Genomic DNA, 15,257 nt, shown 5'->3' on the forward strand with positions numbered 1-15,257 from the left:
AGTTAGTGGTTCCAACTTTGGTAGTGTGCAAGTGTTCGGTCAAACCAAACTCATGAAAATTCTGCGCCCCGCAATCTCTCCGCTCGCCTCCGTCGCGCGTACTCTGTTAGTTGCTCCGGTCTTCTCTCTTTGCGTAGCACAATGCTTCGCGGCACCAGTCCATCTTCGGGTTGATCAACAGGTTGATCCGCTTGGCATCGATTCGGCTGCGCCCACGCTGTCCTGGCAGAGTGATTCCACTGCTCGCAACTGGACTCAGTCTGCGTACAGGATTCTTGTTGCAAGTTCACCCGCCGGGCTGCGAGCCGAACATGCAGACGTTTGGGACAGCGGGAGGCAGGTTTCATCGGAGTCGGTAAATGTGGAGTATGCCGGGCCTGCGTTGAAGTCGCATCAACGGTGCTACTGGGCCGTTCGCACCTGGGACGCCAAGGGGAAAGAAGAGCGCTCCACCGAGGCCGCGTGGTGGGAGATGGGTCTGCTGCAACCGTCTGACTGGCAGGCCCAGTGGATCCGCCGCAGTGATGACGACGAGACCGCAATACTGAAAAAGATCGCGTGGATTTGGTTGCCGAATGGAGATGCGCAGCACGTCCCGCAGGGTGCGGAGGCGGAGTTCCGTTACAACCTGCATCTGAGCAAAGTACCCGCCTCAGCAAGTCTTCACGTCTTCGCAGGTGGGATCTTCACGACGCGGGTGAATGGCGTCGTCACCGGCCATAAGGATCAATGGGGATCTTTCGATCGCGAGGATATACGCGACCAGCTTCATGCAGGCGACAACCAGATCGTCATTCATATAGAAACTCCGAAGTCGAATGATGCGAACAAAACATTCCGCGCTGCCCTGGCCGCGGCTCTACAACTTACAGACGATTCAGGCAAAACGAGCTGGATCGAAAGCGACGATACATGGGAGGCTCGATCGATCAAACCAGCGCAAGGCAAGGAGTGGTCGCCCGCAAGAAGGCTGGGGGCCCTTGCGGATCTCCACTTTGGCGTCTACACGGATCGCGAGTCACCGGCTCCCAATCCTGACAGAATCGATTCAGGCACTGCACTATTCCGCAAGCAATTCACTTCAGAGCACAAGGTGGCGTCGGCGCGGCTTTATATCACTGCGCTCGGAAGTTATGAGGCCTTTCTGAATGGAAAGCGAGTCAGCGATTTTAGACTTACGCCTGGCTTTACTGACTATCGAAAGCGTGTTTTATACCAAACGTACGACGTCACTTCGCTCCTCGTATCGGGACACAACACTGTTGCGGCTATTCTGGGGGCAGGGTGGCATGGTAGTCCGCTGTTGTGGTCGGGCTCGCGGTTGTTTCCTGGGCCGGATCGTCTACGCGCTCAGCTGGAGCTAACTTTCGCGGACGGCACTCATCAAATGATCGCGACAGACTCAAGCTGGCAGACGGCCGCGTCGCCTATAGTCTCCTCCGAGATCTACGGCGGAGAAGCGTACGATGCCCGGCTTGAAGTGAAAGGTTGGAACACCTCTGCAACGCGCGATCCCTTGAGCTGGACGCCGGTGGTCGTCGATGATGCGAACACGAAGATTCTCGTGACGGCTCAACCAGACACGCCGGTTCAACCCAGGGAGACGATTACCCCGCTCAACGTAACAATGGTCGGATCCGGTAGTGCACAGGATGCCGTCTTCGACATGGGACAGAATATGGTCGGCGTCGTGAGGCTTCATGTGCGAGGCGCGCGAGGAACTACTGTAAAGTTGCGCTTCGCGGAGCGGCTGAATCCAGATGGAACTGTGTATACGGAAAATCTGCGCGACGCCGATGCGACGGACTACTACACACTCAGCGGCAACGGAGACGAGACGTGGACTCCGGTGTTTACTTTCCATGGCTTTCGTTATGTGCAGATGTCGGGCTATAGCGGAAAGCCTCCGCTATCGACTTTGCAGGGTGAGGTGTTGAACAGCCTTCCTGCTTCACCCTCAATTCGCTTTGAAAGTTCCAGCGAGCCTCTTAACAAGATGAGCCAGCTCGGCTTGTGGGGACAGCGCGGCAACTTCCTTTCTATCCCCACTGACTGTCCGCAACGTGACGAGCGCATGGGATGGATGGGCGATGCGGGCGCCTTCTGGCGCACAGGCTCGTACAACTTCGATATCGATGCGTTCTCACATAAGTTCATGCTGGATGTAACCGATGCGCAGACTGCCGATGGCGCATTCTCGAATATCTCGCCGGATCTTATGCTGGGTAGCAGCGACCATCCGGGCGCGCCTGGTTGGGGAGATGCGGGCGTGTTGGTCCCGTACGCAACCTGGTTGCAGTATGGAGACGCGTCGTTGATCGAAAAAGACTGGCCGGATATGGAGCGATGGATGGACTTCATCCTGCGCACAAATCCAAACTACATTCGAGAAAAAGAGCTTGGAAACAACTTTGCGGACTGGCTCGCGCCTGATCCACGTACGCCCTCTGACCTTGTTGCGACGGCATACTGGGTGATCATCGCGCGACAGATGCAGACGATGGCGGTCGCGCTTGGCCGCACTGCAGATGCCGAAAAGTATGCAACGCTGATCTCTCATATTCAGTCGGCGTATCAGAAAAAATATGTTCACTCTGACGGATCAGTCGCGGGAGACACGCAATCAGCCTATGTGTTGACGCTCTATACGGGGCTCGCTCCAAAAGAGCTTGAGAAGTCGATGACCGATCGCCTGGTGCGCGACATTCAGGCTCGCCAGACACACCTGACGACAGGCTTTCTGGGTACGCCGTTCCTGCTTTCAGTGTTGGAAGCTGAAGGCCGCTCAGATGTAGCGTACAAACTGCTTCTGACGACCACCTATCCGTCTTGGGGATACATGGTCGACAAGGGTGCGACGACATGGTGGGAACGCTGGAATGGTGACACCGGCGATCCTGCAATGAACTCCTACAACCACTATGCGTTCGGCTCCGTGATGGCGTGGGTCTTTCGACGTGTGTCGGGCATCGACGCAGATCCTGCGATGCCGGGCTTCCATCATATTGTGATTAGCCCACACGTCGAGCCCGGCCTATCCCATACGCACACCGAGTATGATTCTGTGTACGGAACGATTATGACGGACTGGACCAAAGACCCGAATGGGCAACTCCAACTGAGCGTGAAGGTGCCGGCCAACACCACCGCGACAGTCTTCCTTCCCGCAACTTCGACCAGCGTCGTGAAACAGGATGGAGAACCTGTGACGATTCCTTACAAAGAAGGATCGATGGTGCGCGAGATAGGTTCAGGAAGCTACAGGTTTTCGATCGCTAGCAACTGAGTGCGATTGGCGAGGCGAAAAGACGTACTGCGTTATCAATAGCCCGCTGCTTTGCCGTAGTTGCGGCGGTTATCATGCCCGCCTAACAGCTCGTGGGTTTTAGGATCTACTGCAATTAGTTCGCTGTCGCCCCAGGTGCCGGGGTTATGCCCGTCCGCGACGGCGAGTCGATTCACGGTATAGCCCATCACTCTGAGTTGGTCGGCGACCTCAGGCGAGAACTTCTTTTCGAGCTCGAGGCGGTCGGGCAGGTACTGGTGATGGAAGCGAGGGGCGTCGGCGGCCTGCTGGATGTTGAGGCCATTGTCGGCGACGCTGAGGAAGTCGTTCGCTACCGTGGTTATGATGGTGGAACCACCCGGGGTGCCGAGTATGAAGGCAAGCTTGGGGTGATGGAAGAGGCTGCCCTTCGTGGTGATGATGGTGGGGGTCATGGCTGAGAGCGGGCGTTTGCAGGGGCCGATTGAGTTGGCAGGGCCTTGAATGAGGCCGTACATGTTGGGGACGCCCATCTTTGAGGCGAAGTCGTCCATCTCGTCGTTCATCAGGAAGCCTAGGCCATCGACGGTTACTCCTGAACCGAAGGTATTGTTCAGCGTAAAAGTGTTTCCGACCGCATTTCCGTCGGCATCGACGATGGAGAAGTGTGTGGTCTGCGTGGATTCATGCGCGGGAGGTTGAAGCTGCGGAGGAGGCGGCATGAATCCTGCGGGACGGACTAGGTCTTTCGACGGCGTGGGTGAGTTGGGTTGAATGGAGCTGCGCCACGCGGCAGCATAGGCAGGGTTCGCCATCTCTTTGATTGGCTGCGGCGTGAAGTCGGGATCGCCGAGATAATCGGCGCGATCCATATAGGCACGACGAAAGGCTTCGGTGATGACATGGACTTGCGGAGCGGAACGATCAGGGCCTAGCTTGGGCAGGTTATAGGTGGAGAGTATGTTGAGAATCTCGACCAGGACGATGCCGCCGGAAGAAGGTGGCGGCGCAGTAATTATTTTGTAACCGTGGTAGGCACCTTTTACTGGCTCGCGATCTTTCACCTGGTAAGCGGCGAGATCCGCAGCAGTGATCAGGCCACCACCAGCCTGTTCAAACGAGGCGATCTGCTTCGCCATCTCGCCTTTGTAGAATTCTTCGGGATTCGCCGCAATACGTGTGAGAGTTGCAGCCAGCAGAGGCTGTTTGAAGGTGTCGCCCTCTTTATAGAAGTCGCCATCGCGCTGAAATATGTGCGCGGAGGTTGGGAAGCGGGAGAGCGATTTGTTGTGGAGACTCTGCGCTTCTTCGGCGGAGAGAACGTAACCGTCGGTCGCGAAGTGGATCGCGGGAGCCATGTCCTGCTGAAGGGTTAGCTTGCCGAAGTGGCTCTGCGCATAGACGAGCCCGGCGACGGTGCCGGGGACGCCCGAGGCCTTGTAACCAACGGTAGAGAGCTCCGGGACGACGTTCTTCTGTTCATCGAGATACATATTGCGGGTTGCGGCGGCCGGAGCCTTCTCGCGATAGTCGAGGAAGTGAGTTTTGCCGTGGTTCGTGCGGATGAGCATGAAGCCTCCACCGCCGAGATTGCCGTCCTGCGGATGTACGACAGCGAGGGTGAAGGCGACGGCGACGGCCGCGTCGATCGCGTTGCCGCCCTGCTTCAGGATCGCGAGGCCGGCGTCGGTAGCGTCATGGTGAATGGTGACGACCATGGCGTGCTTAGCGCGAACAGGCTCCTCGGAGATTGCGGTCTGTGCATGGAGCAGCGTCCCTCGAGAGAAGAAGAGACAGCAGAGAGTCATTGCGAGGCAAGGATTCGGTCTAGGGGAGGCGAGAGGCAAGGACGTTCTCCATTGATGTTTCTTTCGGATGTGGAGAGGACAGCATATCGCGGATCGTCCGAAGTTTTGCATCGTCCGCATTGCGTGCGACTCTCCAAGACTGTGGACGATAGAATCAAAGGCTATGTCTACGCGTGTTCGTTCGTATTCGAAGATCAATCTTGGGCTGGCGATCGGGCCTACGCGGCCGGATGGGTTTCATGGGCTGACGACGCTCTATCAGACGCTCGACCTGCATGATCTGGTGACGGTCACGGCGAAACGCGCTGGCACGACCCGGATCTCGCTGACGACGAATCACCCCTTTGTTCCGCGCGATGGGCGAAACACGGCATGGAGGATGGTGGAGCGGTGTTTGGCTCGGCTAGGCGTAGCCGCCGTCGTCGAGATTCATATCGAAAAGAGGCTGCCGGTGCAGGGAGGGATGGGAGCCGGTTCGGCGAATGCCGCGGCAGCGCTGCTGGCCCTTGAAAAGGAGCTTGGCGAGGCTCTGCCGGGTGTGGAGCGGCTGAAGCTGGCAGCTGAAATCGGCTCGGATGTCCCTTTGTTTCTGTTGGGTGGGGCGGTTCTTGGCTTGGGACGTGGAGAACAGGTTGTTCCTATGCCGGATCTGCCGAAGACCTGGTGCGTGGTGGCGGTTCCGTCGGTGGGGGTATCGACGCCGGCGGCGTTCAAGGATTGGGATGCGCGGCGGGCGGCGGAGGCGGCCAGCCGGGAGCCTCGCCCTAAAGCGAATGACTCGGGACCGCAGAAGTCTGTGGGAGACGTGGTCGGAGGAGAGTCCGAAGAGGGAGAGCTGGGGGAGGGTCACGGCGTAACGCGTGCCGTTGACTTGACTTCCGGGCCCCGGGTTGATAAGCTACAGGAGTTGAGTCTTGCTTACTCATCCCTCTCTACCCCGACAGGCGTTAGCCTCAAAGGAAAGACAGAAGATAGTAGGCCCGGCACCTCCGGTATCGTTCGCGATCCTAATCCTGAGAAAAAACGGGATTTACCTGGTGAAAGCCAGGCTGACGCGATGAACGATCTGGCCGAGAATACCCTTCTCGCGCTTGTCCGCACCGGGATTGGAAGCGACGGTCTTCAGAACGATTTTGAAGAGGTCGTCTTTCCTCAGTATCCCTCCTTGCGAATAACCAAGCGTCAATTGATGGGTAGTGATTTGGATGGTTCCGCTATATATGCGGCTCTATCAGGTTCTGGCTCTGCACTGTTTGGACTTTACTGGTCTGAGCGGGATGCCAAGGCTGCTCAACAGCGCGTCCAGTCCTCTGTCGATTCGTCTGACGAGGGGATCGCGGTACAGGTCTTCCTGACGGAAACCTTGCCCCGGTCAGAGTACTGGGACAGAATGTTCGCGGAGTGACCTCGCCGGTCAAGTAAAATGAAACTACATCCGGCGATGAACTGGGCGATCGACTAACGGTAGGTCAAGTGCCTTTGGAGCACTTTGTCTAGGTTCGAATCCTAGTCGCCCAACCAACAAGTCGACGCCAGATGCGACGAGACGGATTAGGGATCTTAGGCGGCAGCAACAACTTGCCGCAGCAGTAAGACGATTTGGACTTCGCGGAAAACAGCGCGAAGAAAGATGTACGAAGAGAAGAGCCGAAGTCTTTTAGTTTTTTTGAGTAGTCCGCAACAAGGATTTCAGAAGAAGTAACGGGGCCGCAACAAGGCCTCCGAAGACAATGCAGCAGGAACATTCAAGGTCAACCAGCCTGGAGGGTTTCACGTGAACGAACGAAACACGACTGCGGTTCTTTCCCCTATCTCAGGGCAGTCTGAAGAGACAGAAACAATCTCTCAGACTGCACCGGCGCTCTCCTCCAACGGAATTTTGGACGGGAAGCCAAAAACATCTGGAACGGACAAGACGGCCCCGGAAGAAAAGCGCCCCGGCAGGCTGGCAGATGATAAGCGCATCAAGATTTTTTGCGGGTCTTCCAATAAGCCTCTGGCTGAAGAGATCTGCAAGTTCGTCGGTGTGCCGCTGGGCGAGACCCGGTTGCAGAGATTCTCCGACGGCGAGGTTCATTTTCAGCTGCTCGAGAACGTTCGCGGTGCGGATGTATTTCTCGTGCAGCCTACGTGTTTTCCGGTCGATCAGCATCTTGTCGAACTGCTGATCATGATGGACGCGCTGAAGCGCGCCTCAGCCGGACGAATCACGGTTGTTATTCCTTACTATGGCTACGCCCGGCAGGACAGAAAAGACCGTCCGCGCGTTGCCATCACGTCGAAGCTGGTTGCCGATCTTCTGACCACCGCCGGTGCAAACCGCGCTCTGCTCGTCGATCTGCATGCAGCCCAGATTCAAGGCTTCTTCAATATTCCGGTAGATCATTTATTCGCCAGCCCGGTGCTGGTGAGCTACTTCCGGAAGCTGGAGCTGCCCAATCTGACGGTGGTTTCGCCGGATGCTGGCGGCGTGGAGAGGGCGAGATTCTTCGCCAAGAAACTTGATGTACCGTTGGCCATCGTCGACAAGCGGCGGACCGACATCAATGTCACCGAGGTGATGAACGTGATCGGCGATGTGCAGGGCCGGACGTGCTTGATCCTCGACGACATTATCGACACCGCCGGAACTTTGGTGAAGACGGTGGATGCGCTGCTGGCAGAGGGCGCGGAAAAAGTTTATGCGTGCGCAACGCATCCGGTGCTTTCGGGCCCGGCGGTCGAGCGCATCGCAGCGTCGCGGTTGGAGCAGTTGATCGTGACGAATACCATCCCTCTTCGCGAAGACGCGTTGAAGGTGGAGAAGATCAAAGTGCTTTCGATTGCCGGTCTGCTTGGCCGCGCGATCGAGAGTATTCACATGGAGACCAGCGTCAGTACGCTGTTCAACTAGGTCGCAACCAGCTACAGGCGGCCTGGCACAACCCAGGTAGCAAAGGGAGCAGAGCTCAACTCTGTGCCCGAAAGGAAGATTCATCATGGCAACAACCAACACAGAAGCAGTCGTCGCAACGCCCCGCGAGGGCAAGTTCAACAAGAATGCAGCTCGTCGCGTTCGTGTCGCCGGCAAGATTCCCGCCGTTGTCTACGGCGCGGGCCAGGACGCAGTCGCCGTTGCGGTCGACCCCAAGGTCATCACCAGGATTCTGCACTCCGACTCCGGTCACAACACCATCTTCGACCTCAACGTCGAGGGATCGACCGTGGTCAAGGCCATGATCGTCGACTGGCAGCATGAGCCCATCAAGGGTCACCTATTACACATCGACCTGAAGCGCATCGCGATGGACAAGGCGATGATCGTTTCGGTGCCGATCCAGCTGGTTGGCGTTCCTGTCGGCGTGAAGTCGCAGGGTGGCATCCTTGAGCACGTCATTCGCGAAGTTGAGATTGAGTGCTTGCCGGGCGACATTCCGAGCCACCTCGATGTGGACGTCTCCAACCTCGAGCTGCACGGCATCATCCACATCTCCGATCTGCCGCACTCTGGCAGCATCAAGTTCCTCGGCGATGAGAACGCGACGGTTGCACACGTCACCATCATCAAGGAAGAGGCTCCAGCCGCCGATGCGGTCGCTGCTGCGCCGACCGAGCCGGAAGTTGCCAAGAAGGGCAAGACAGATGCAGCCGCTCCGGCCGCTGCTCCTGCTGCCGATGCCAAAGACGCGAAGAAGAAGTAGTTTTACGCGGCCTGCGAGTCTTTCGAGATCTGCAGGCCGCCTGAGTTTGCTGGAAAGGGAAACAAAGCGTGAAGTTGATTGTCGGTCTCGGCAACCCCGGTATCGAGTATCAGTTCACGCCGCACAACGCAGGCTTTCTCGCTGTGGATCGCATCGCGGATGACTGCGGTGTGGTCCTCTCGAATCGCCGGGGACGGGCTCTTACGGCAAAGGCCAGGCTTGCAGGACACGAAGTTCTGCTGGCTAAACCTGAGACGTTCATGAATCTGAGCGGGCTTTCTGTGGCCGCCCTGGTTCAGGAGCTTGAGCTGCAAATTCCGTCGGAGGATCTGATCGTCCTCTATGACGAGCTTGCATTTCCGCTGGGCAGGCTACGCATCAGCGCGAACGGCAGGGCGAACGGGCACAACGGAGTGAGGTCCATCTCCGGTGCGCTTGGAACGGAAGAGTGGTTGCGCATTCGCATCGGCGTCGGGAAACCAGCGTTGGCGGATGGGAGAGAGATTAAAGCCGGCGGCAGGGATTATCTGCTGTCGCAGTTTCGCAAGCAGGAGCTTGCGGTGCTGGATGAAGTGCTTGACAGAGTGGAAGACGCTGTCGAGGCGGTGCTAACCGAAGGGGTCAGTGCCGCGATGAACAGATTCAACCGTCGGCCAGACGATCCTGAGAATGGATCGGATGCGCTGAAGGAGAAGTAAAGCAGCAGCAAAGTGTTGTTACGGAAACTAGACGCAGTCGAAATTCCAAACCGGGTTGGCAGAACAGACGTCAGCACGGTGCGAAGCAGAACTTCGCAGAAAGAAGTAATCGAATGAATCGTACCTACGAAATCATGTTCATCGTCCGGCCGGACGTTGAAGAAGCCGAACTCGACAAGCTGATTGAAGGATTTTCCGCGAACGTCACCAATGGTGGCGGCGAAGTGAAGAGCGTCGAGAAGATGGGCCGCCGTCGGCTCGCCTACACCGTCCGCAAGTTCAATGACGGTTTCTACATCCTGCTGAACGTTGCCGCAGCCGGTTCGCTGATCACTGAGATCGAGCGCCGCCTCCGCGTCTCCGAGCAGGTCATCAAGTTCATTACGGTTCGCATGGATGAAGAAGAGAAGCGTCTCGCGAAGGTCAAGGCCATCCGCGACACCAAGGTGAAGCGCAGCGCGCAGCCGATCGCAGCTCCTGTCCAGGCAGCGGCAGCGACTGACCCAGAAGAAGAGAAGAAGCCAGTTGCAGCAGCCCCTGTCGCCGAGGCGCCAGCCGAGACTGTCTCCACCGCGGTCTAACTTCCGCCTTCGCCTAAACATTCGCGATGATGCTCAAACCGCATCGCGCATCGCACAACGCACTACGAACACCGATCTTCGCTTCCAATCGACTGCACTTCGCCGATTGTTCAGAGGCTCCAACGCGAACCTGGAGCGAGGAGAGGCACAACGTACCTGAGAGGGAAATATCATGGCTGACGAAACGCAATCCACTGAGCAGCACGCACCAACATCCCGCCCGGCGCACTCTGGCCCCGGCGCGGGTCCTCGCACTCCACGCCCCGCAGGCGCACCCGGCGGTGGTCCTGGCGGCCGCAAGTTCTTCCGCCGCAAGAAGGTCTGCAAGTTCTGCACCGAGAAGATCGACGCCATCTCCTACCGCGACGTTCGTCTGCTTCAGGGGTTCGTTGCCGAGCGTGGCAAGATCGTTCCGCGCCGCCTGACCGGCGTTTGCACCCGCCACCAGCGCAAGCTCAGCCTGGCAATCAAGCAGTCGCGAAACATCGCTCTGCTCGCCTTCGCTGCACGCTTCTAACTTCTTCCGCTGCGGCGGAACTACTGGATACGCAAGACTGGCGGCACTGAAGCCAGAGACGAAATCGGAGAAATGCAATGGAAGTCATTCTGAAGGAAGACGTAAACAAGCTCGGACATCGTGGCGACGTGGTCAAGGTCGCTGACGGTTACGGGCGCAACTACCTGCTGCCCGAGAAGCTCGCGATCGAAGCGACTCTCGCAAATAAGGCAGTCATTGAGCAGATGAAGGCCTCTGCTGTTCGCAAGTCCGCCAAGGAGAAGACCGGAGCCGAGCAGTTGGCCACGCAGCTCTCTGAGGTCGAGCTCGTGTTCGAGCGCAAGGTTGGTGAGAACGAGCATCTGTTCGGCTCGGTCACCTCGGGCGACATCGCGCAACAGCTCGAAGCCAAGGGCTTCACCATCGATCGCCGCAAGATCTCCCTCGAGGAGCCCCTGAAGACGATCGGCGAATACCACGTTCCAGTTAAGCTACACCGCGAGGTCACCAGTCACGTGAAGGTGACTGTCAAGGGCGATCAGCCCGAAGCCGAAGCGGTCACCACCACCGCTTAATCGATCAGCTTCGAAACATCAAAAACGCATCGGCCTTCGCGAAATCTGCGCGAGGGTCGATGCGTTCTATTTTGTAACGGGCAGTGTTCGAATGAAAAGACGCCTTACTCGTACTTCAGCGTCTGAACAGGATCGAGCCGTGCGGCGCGGTTCGCCGGAAGCGTCCCAAAGAGAACGCCAACGAGTACTGAACTACCAAGCGCGAAGACTGGCGACCATGGATTGACGGGGATGCTAAACGGCGTAAGCAAGCCGAGGGTCAATGGCAGCGCCAGACCAATGATTGTGCCGATGACCCCACCGCTTAGCGAAAGGAAGACCGACTCAGTGAGAAACTGCAGCCTGATCTCGCGGCTTGTCGCACCCAATGCCTTCCGTATCCCAATCTCTTTCAGCCGCGACTGAACATTGGCGAGCATGCTGTTCATAATGCCGACGCCGCTGACAATCATCGTGATACCCGCTCCAAGCGTGAGAACGATGGTCAGCATGTCTGCAATCTTTGCCATGCTGGTGAGAATATCGGTGAGCGTCGCAGCCGTGTAGACCGAACCCGCATAGTGGCGGGACCGGACGATTTCAAGAATGCGGTTACTGGCTGGCACCACCATCGAGGCACTACGCATCGTGAAAAAGATCTCTTTCAGCGTATTGGTTCCGGTGAAGTAGCGCACCACCGGGTAAGGCACAAGCATGGTGTGATCGCTGATCTCAGAAGTCCCGTAGGTATCGAAGGCCTCCCGGAAGACCCCGATGATAACGAACGGTATGCCCTTGATGCTGATTGTTTTTCCGACCGCTTCTCTGGAGTTGCCGTAAAGTTCCTCCGCGAAAGGCTTCACGATTACCGCGACCTTCTCATGGGCAAGCTCGTCCTGATCGTCGAAGAAGCGTCCTGAAACCACGACTAGATTGCGCACGACCCGGTACTGAGGAGAGACGCCCAGCAGCGTCGTCTGCTTCGTAATGCCTCCGCCAAGACTCACGTTATCGTGATACTCCAGCATCGGCGACGATGCGACGATTCCCGGAACCTGGTCGAGGACGGCACGCATGTCGTCTGTCGTCATGTAGTCGGGCGTGCTGGTGTTCTCGGGGCCACTGATGTTGCCGCCGCCATACTGCAGCTCAATCTTGTTCGGTCCGATGCTCGTCAGCTGATCCAGGGCATACTGCTTGCCTGTCGACCCAAGCGTCGCGACAAGAATGATCGACGCAGAACCGATGACCATACCCAGCATGGTGAGCAGAAACCGCGTCTTGCTGGCGCGGAAGCTATCAACCGCAAGCCTTGCGACCTCGCTGAACATCATCGTAGACCGCGCGCTGGCCAGCGTACGGTCGAACGAGCTCGGCTTGGGGAGATTGGTGGTTGCCATTGGCCTAGAAAGTTAGACGCCTACCAGTATCGCAGCGGTTCATGGTTTCTTGCGAAACCTTCTGGCCTGGCCCTATGTCGGCGCTGTCCCTTGGGATCTTTTATTGGGCGCCCGCTGGCGTTTCCTGGACAGTGGAAATGCAATTCTCTCGATGACGCACCGCGAAAGTCACGGAAATTACTAGATCGGAGCATTTTGCATCGAATCGCTTTATGAGGTCCCTCCGAATCGGTACGGCTGGCTGGAGTATTCCGAAACAATTTCCAGCCACCGCACCGCACGGAACCCATCTGGTCCGCTACTCCGAAATCTTTAACTGTGCCGAGATCAACTCCTCTTTCAACCGCTCTCACCGCCTCTCTACCTGGAAGAAATGGGCGAACTCGGTTCCAAACGACTTTTGCTTCTCCGTCAAGGCGCCGAAGACGATCACTCACGAAGCCAAGCTAGCTTGCACCCAGGCGCAGTTACAAAACTTCCTGACCGAAGCGAACGCTCTTGGCGACAAGCTAGGTACGATCCTCTTTCAACTTCCGCCGAACTCTATCTTCAACCCAACCACCGCCAAGACGTTCTTCACCATGCTTCGCGATCTATATTCGCGGAATTGTGTCATAGAACCCCGCCACGCCACTTGGTTCACTCCCGACGTCGATGATCTCCTGCAGAGTTTTCGGATCGCAAGAGTTGCCGCCGACCCCGCCCGTGTCCCTCAAGCCGCATACGCCGCTGGCTGGGGCGAACTAATCTACTGCCGCCTTCACGGCAGCCCTCGTATTTACTACTCACCTTACCCCGAAGGATATCTTCGGAGTCTCGCTGCCAGCTTCGCGGCTCACCCAACAAAAGAGATCTGGTGCATCTTCGACAACACTGTCTTCGGAGCGGCATTCGGAAACGCCCAATGCCTCAAGCATTTCTTAGCTAGCTGACCACTCTATTTGCCAACCAACGTCTTATCGATCGCTGCCTGCGCCAGCGGCGACATAATCGCGTACCCTTGCGCATTCGGGTGCACTCCGTCGAAGCTGATGCCGGCCTTCATACCGCCATCCTGCCCCACCATCGACGAGTAGTAATCGAGGTACGTCACCGAGTGGACCACACAGTACCCTTTCAGCCAATCATTTAGTGTCCTGATCTTCGGCGCGGGAGCCAGTCCCGGCTTCCACGGATAGTCCGCTACCGGCAAAATCGACGCGACAATCACCCGAATCCCATTCGCCTTCGCCAGATCGATCATTGACCGGAAGTTGTCCTCGGTCATCTGCGGCGTCATCGGCCCCGTATTCCCTGCGATGTCGTTGGTTCCCGCCAAAATCACCACCGCTGCCGGACGCAGATCGATCACATCCTGCCGAAACCGCACCACCATCTGAGGCGTGGTCTGCCCGCTGATCCCGCGATTTACATACGACTTCTCTGGAAAGAACTCCCCCGTACCCGCGCGCCGCCCCCAGCTATCCGTGATCGAGTCTCCATAAAATACCACCCTCTGCGTGCCCTCCATCGCCGAAGCCAGCGCTGCGTTGTCGGCTCGATATCGTCCCAGTTGCGGCCAGTCCGCCAGTTTCGTCTCCATCGTAGCGATCTGCTTCGCCGTCTCCTCCTCTGGTGTGAGAACCGGCGATACCGGAGCCGGAGAAGTGACCTGCGGGGCCGTGGCAGCGGGTGCAGGCGTCTGGTTGACTGCGCTTTGACCTCGCATCTGCCCACACGCGATGACAAACCCAAAAATCACCCACCCGACCGCAGAAACTCGCGTCAGATCTCGCATCGAAACCTCCGCCGTTCTTGATTCTTTGCGTCCGATTGTAACTGTCCATCCGTGTAACGAATCTCTAACATACGGTTACCGAAGGAACAATTGTGGAGCACCGGGCCGCATAAAATGTGCAATAAAATGCAACATACCTTAACAAGCCAACTTCACGCGGATGAGGTAAGCCTTTCTTGCAGAAGTATCTGTCGCCCAGAGAGTTTCGGTACACAAACTGCTTAATAGCGGGCACTGGGCCCCTGTAAATCCACTTCCGACGGTACCTGGATGCGCTTTCCCTCTTTGAGTCTCGTAGTAAGCTCGCTTCTTTTGGCCGCTGCTCCTGCGGCCTTCGCAGACACCGTAACGTGGGCCGACTGGAACGCGCCCACCAAAGGTGTTGTTACCGGAACCATTGGCACGGTCGGCGTCACTTACTCGGGTGAGATCTCGTTCGTCAATGCCTCGAACGTCGGCAACTTCAACTACTTTCAACCCATAGGCTCTTACGTTGGCGGAGTCGTCGGAAATGCTGCTACCAACGGAGGCCTGATCGCGATCACCGGCGCTCCGGGTAACACGGATACCTTCAACTTTTCTACTGCAGTCTCTGGAATCGTGCTCTCCGAGGTCAGTCTGGGACAACCAACCATCGCAACCCAGTACACCTTCGATCAGGGATTTAGTATCGAAGCCTGCGGCCCCAACATCATCTACGGTGGCGGCTGCATTTCGAAGAGCGGCGACACGCTGATCGGCAATGAGAGTGATGGAACCATCCTCTTCACTGGCGGCCCTGTTACCTCGCTCTCCTTCACCGCCCAAAATCCCGAGTTCTGGAATGGCTTCACCATCGGCCTCGTCGGGGCACCTACACCGCCTCCGGCCGTCCCCGAACCCGACACCTTGGCCTTGGTTGGTACCGGCCTTTTAGGTCTACTCACCTAGGTAAGCGTCGGTTCCTCGCCTGAAATAACAGATTACTGCCGTCTTCCAGCCGGCTCTTCGATTCGGAG

General features: G+C 57.4%; 13 protein-coding genes and 1 tRNA gene. 11 read left to right on the top strand and 3 right to left on the bottom strand.

The window, feature by feature from the left end; all coding sequences use genetic code 11:
• Nucleotides 1–52: 52 nt before the first annotated feature.
• Complete coding sequence (locus RBB77_RS04075) at nt 53–3,286, top strand: alpha-L-rhamnosidase (RefSeq protein ID WP_353064906.1); 3,234 nt, start codon at nt 53–55, stop codon at nt 3,284–3,286.
• 35 nt (nt 3,287–3,321) lie between these two features.
• Here the strand turns inward: RBB77_RS04075 and ggt are convergent, their stop codons facing one another.
• The gene (gene ggt / locus RBB77_RS04080) at nt 3,322–5,112 is read right to left on the bottom strand and encodes a gamma-glutamyltransferase (RefSeq protein ID WP_353064907.1); all 1,791 of its coding nucleotides are present in this window, start codon (nt 5,110–5,112) and stop codon (nt 3,322–3,324) included.
• Nucleotides 5,113–5,236: 124 nt separating this feature from the next.
• Between ggt and ispE the strand changes: the two genes are divergently transcribed.
• The 8 genes from ispE (at nt 5,237) to rplI (ending at nt 11,103) form a co-directional block, all read left to right on the top strand.
• Complete coding sequence (gene ispE, locus RBB77_RS04085; protein WP_353064908.1) at nt 5,237–6,478, top strand: 4-(cytidine 5'-diphospho)-2-C-methyl-D-erythritol kinase; 1,242 nt, start codon at nt 5,237–5,239, stop codon at nt 6,476–6,478.
• Nucleotides 6,479–6,520: 42 nt separating this feature from the next.
• Nucleotides 6,521–6,594: transfer RNA gene (locus RBB77_RS04090), tRNA-Gln, on the top strand.
• A 355-nt stretch (nt 6,595–6,949) separates the two neighbouring features.
• Nucleotides 6,950–7,966 (top strand): ribose-phosphate diphosphokinase, encoded by a 1,017-nt coding sequence (locus RBB77_RS04095; protein WP_434557110.1) that lies wholly within the window; start codon nt 6,950–6,952, stop codon nt 7,964–7,966.
• An 85-nt stretch (nt 7,967–8,051) separates the two neighbouring features.
• Nucleotides 8,052–8,753: a 50S ribosomal protein L25 gene (locus tag RBB77_RS04100; RefSeq protein WP_353064909.1), complete on the top strand. Its 702-nt coding sequence runs from the start codon at nt 8,052–8,054 to the stop codon at nt 8,751–8,753.
• 68 nt (nt 8,754–8,821) lie between these two features.
• Nucleotides 8,822–9,451, top strand: a complete 630-nt coding sequence (gene pth, locus RBB77_RS04105; protein WP_353064910.1) for an aminoacyl-tRNA hydrolase — start codon at nt 8,822–8,824, stop codon at nt 9,449–9,451.
• 113 nt (nt 9,452–9,564) lie between these two features.
• Nucleotides 9,565–10,032: a 30S ribosomal protein S6 gene (gene rpsF / locus RBB77_RS04110; RefSeq protein ID WP_353064911.1), complete on the top strand. Its 468-nt coding sequence runs from the start codon at nt 9,565–9,567 to the stop codon at nt 10,030–10,032.
• A 172-nt stretch (nt 10,033–10,204) separates the two neighbouring features.
• The gene (gene rpsR / locus RBB77_RS04115) at nt 10,205–10,549 is read left to right on the top strand and encodes a 30S ribosomal protein S18 (RefSeq protein WP_353064912.1); all 345 of its coding nucleotides are present in this window, start codon (nt 10,205–10,207) and stop codon (nt 10,547–10,549) included.
• Nucleotides 10,550–10,626: 77 nt separating this feature from the next.
• Complete coding sequence (rplI, locus tag RBB77_RS04120; RefSeq protein ID WP_353064913.1) at nt 10,627–11,103, top strand: 50S ribosomal protein L9; 477 nt, start codon at nt 10,627–10,629, stop codon at nt 11,101–11,103.
• A 104-nt stretch (nt 11,104–11,207) separates the two neighbouring features.
• Here the strand turns inward: rplI and RBB77_RS04125 are convergent, their stop codons facing one another.
• Nucleotides 11,208–12,482: an ABC transporter permease gene (locus RBB77_RS04125; protein WP_353064914.1), complete on the bottom strand. Its 1,275-nt coding sequence runs from the start codon at nt 12,480–12,482 to the stop codon at nt 11,208–11,210.
• A 212-nt stretch (nt 12,483–12,694) separates the two neighbouring features.
• Between RBB77_RS04125 and RBB77_RS04130 the strand changes: the two genes are divergently transcribed.
• Complete coding sequence (locus RBB77_RS04130; protein ID WP_353064915.1) at nt 12,695–13,414, top strand: DUF72 domain-containing protein; 720 nt, start codon at nt 12,695–12,697, stop codon at nt 13,412–13,414.
• Nucleotides 13,415–13,419: 5 nt separating this feature from the next.
• Here RBB77_RS04130 and RBB77_RS04135 read toward each other — a convergent pair whose 3' ends face one another.
• Nucleotides 13,420–14,259, bottom strand: a complete 840-nt coding sequence (locus RBB77_RS04135) for an SGNH/GDSL hydrolase family protein (RefSeq protein WP_353064916.1) — start codon at nt 14,257–14,259, stop codon at nt 13,420–13,422.
• A 270-nt stretch (nt 14,260–14,529) separates the two neighbouring features.
• On the opposite strand from RBB77_RS04135, the gene RBB77_RS04140 reads away from it, so the two are divergent.
• Nucleotides 14,530–15,189, top strand: coding sequence for a PEP-CTERM sorting domain-containing protein (locus RBB77_RS04140; protein ID WP_353064917.1), 660 nt, complete (start codon nt 14,530–14,532; stop codon nt 15,187–15,189).
• Nucleotides 15,190–15,257: the final 68 nt, after the last annotated feature.

It is taken from the genome of Tunturibacter psychrotolerans (assembly GCF_040359615.1).
Classification (GTDB): domain Bacteria; phylum Acidobacteriota; class Terriglobia; order Terriglobales; family Acidobacteriaceae; genus Edaphobacter; species Edaphobacter psychrotolerans.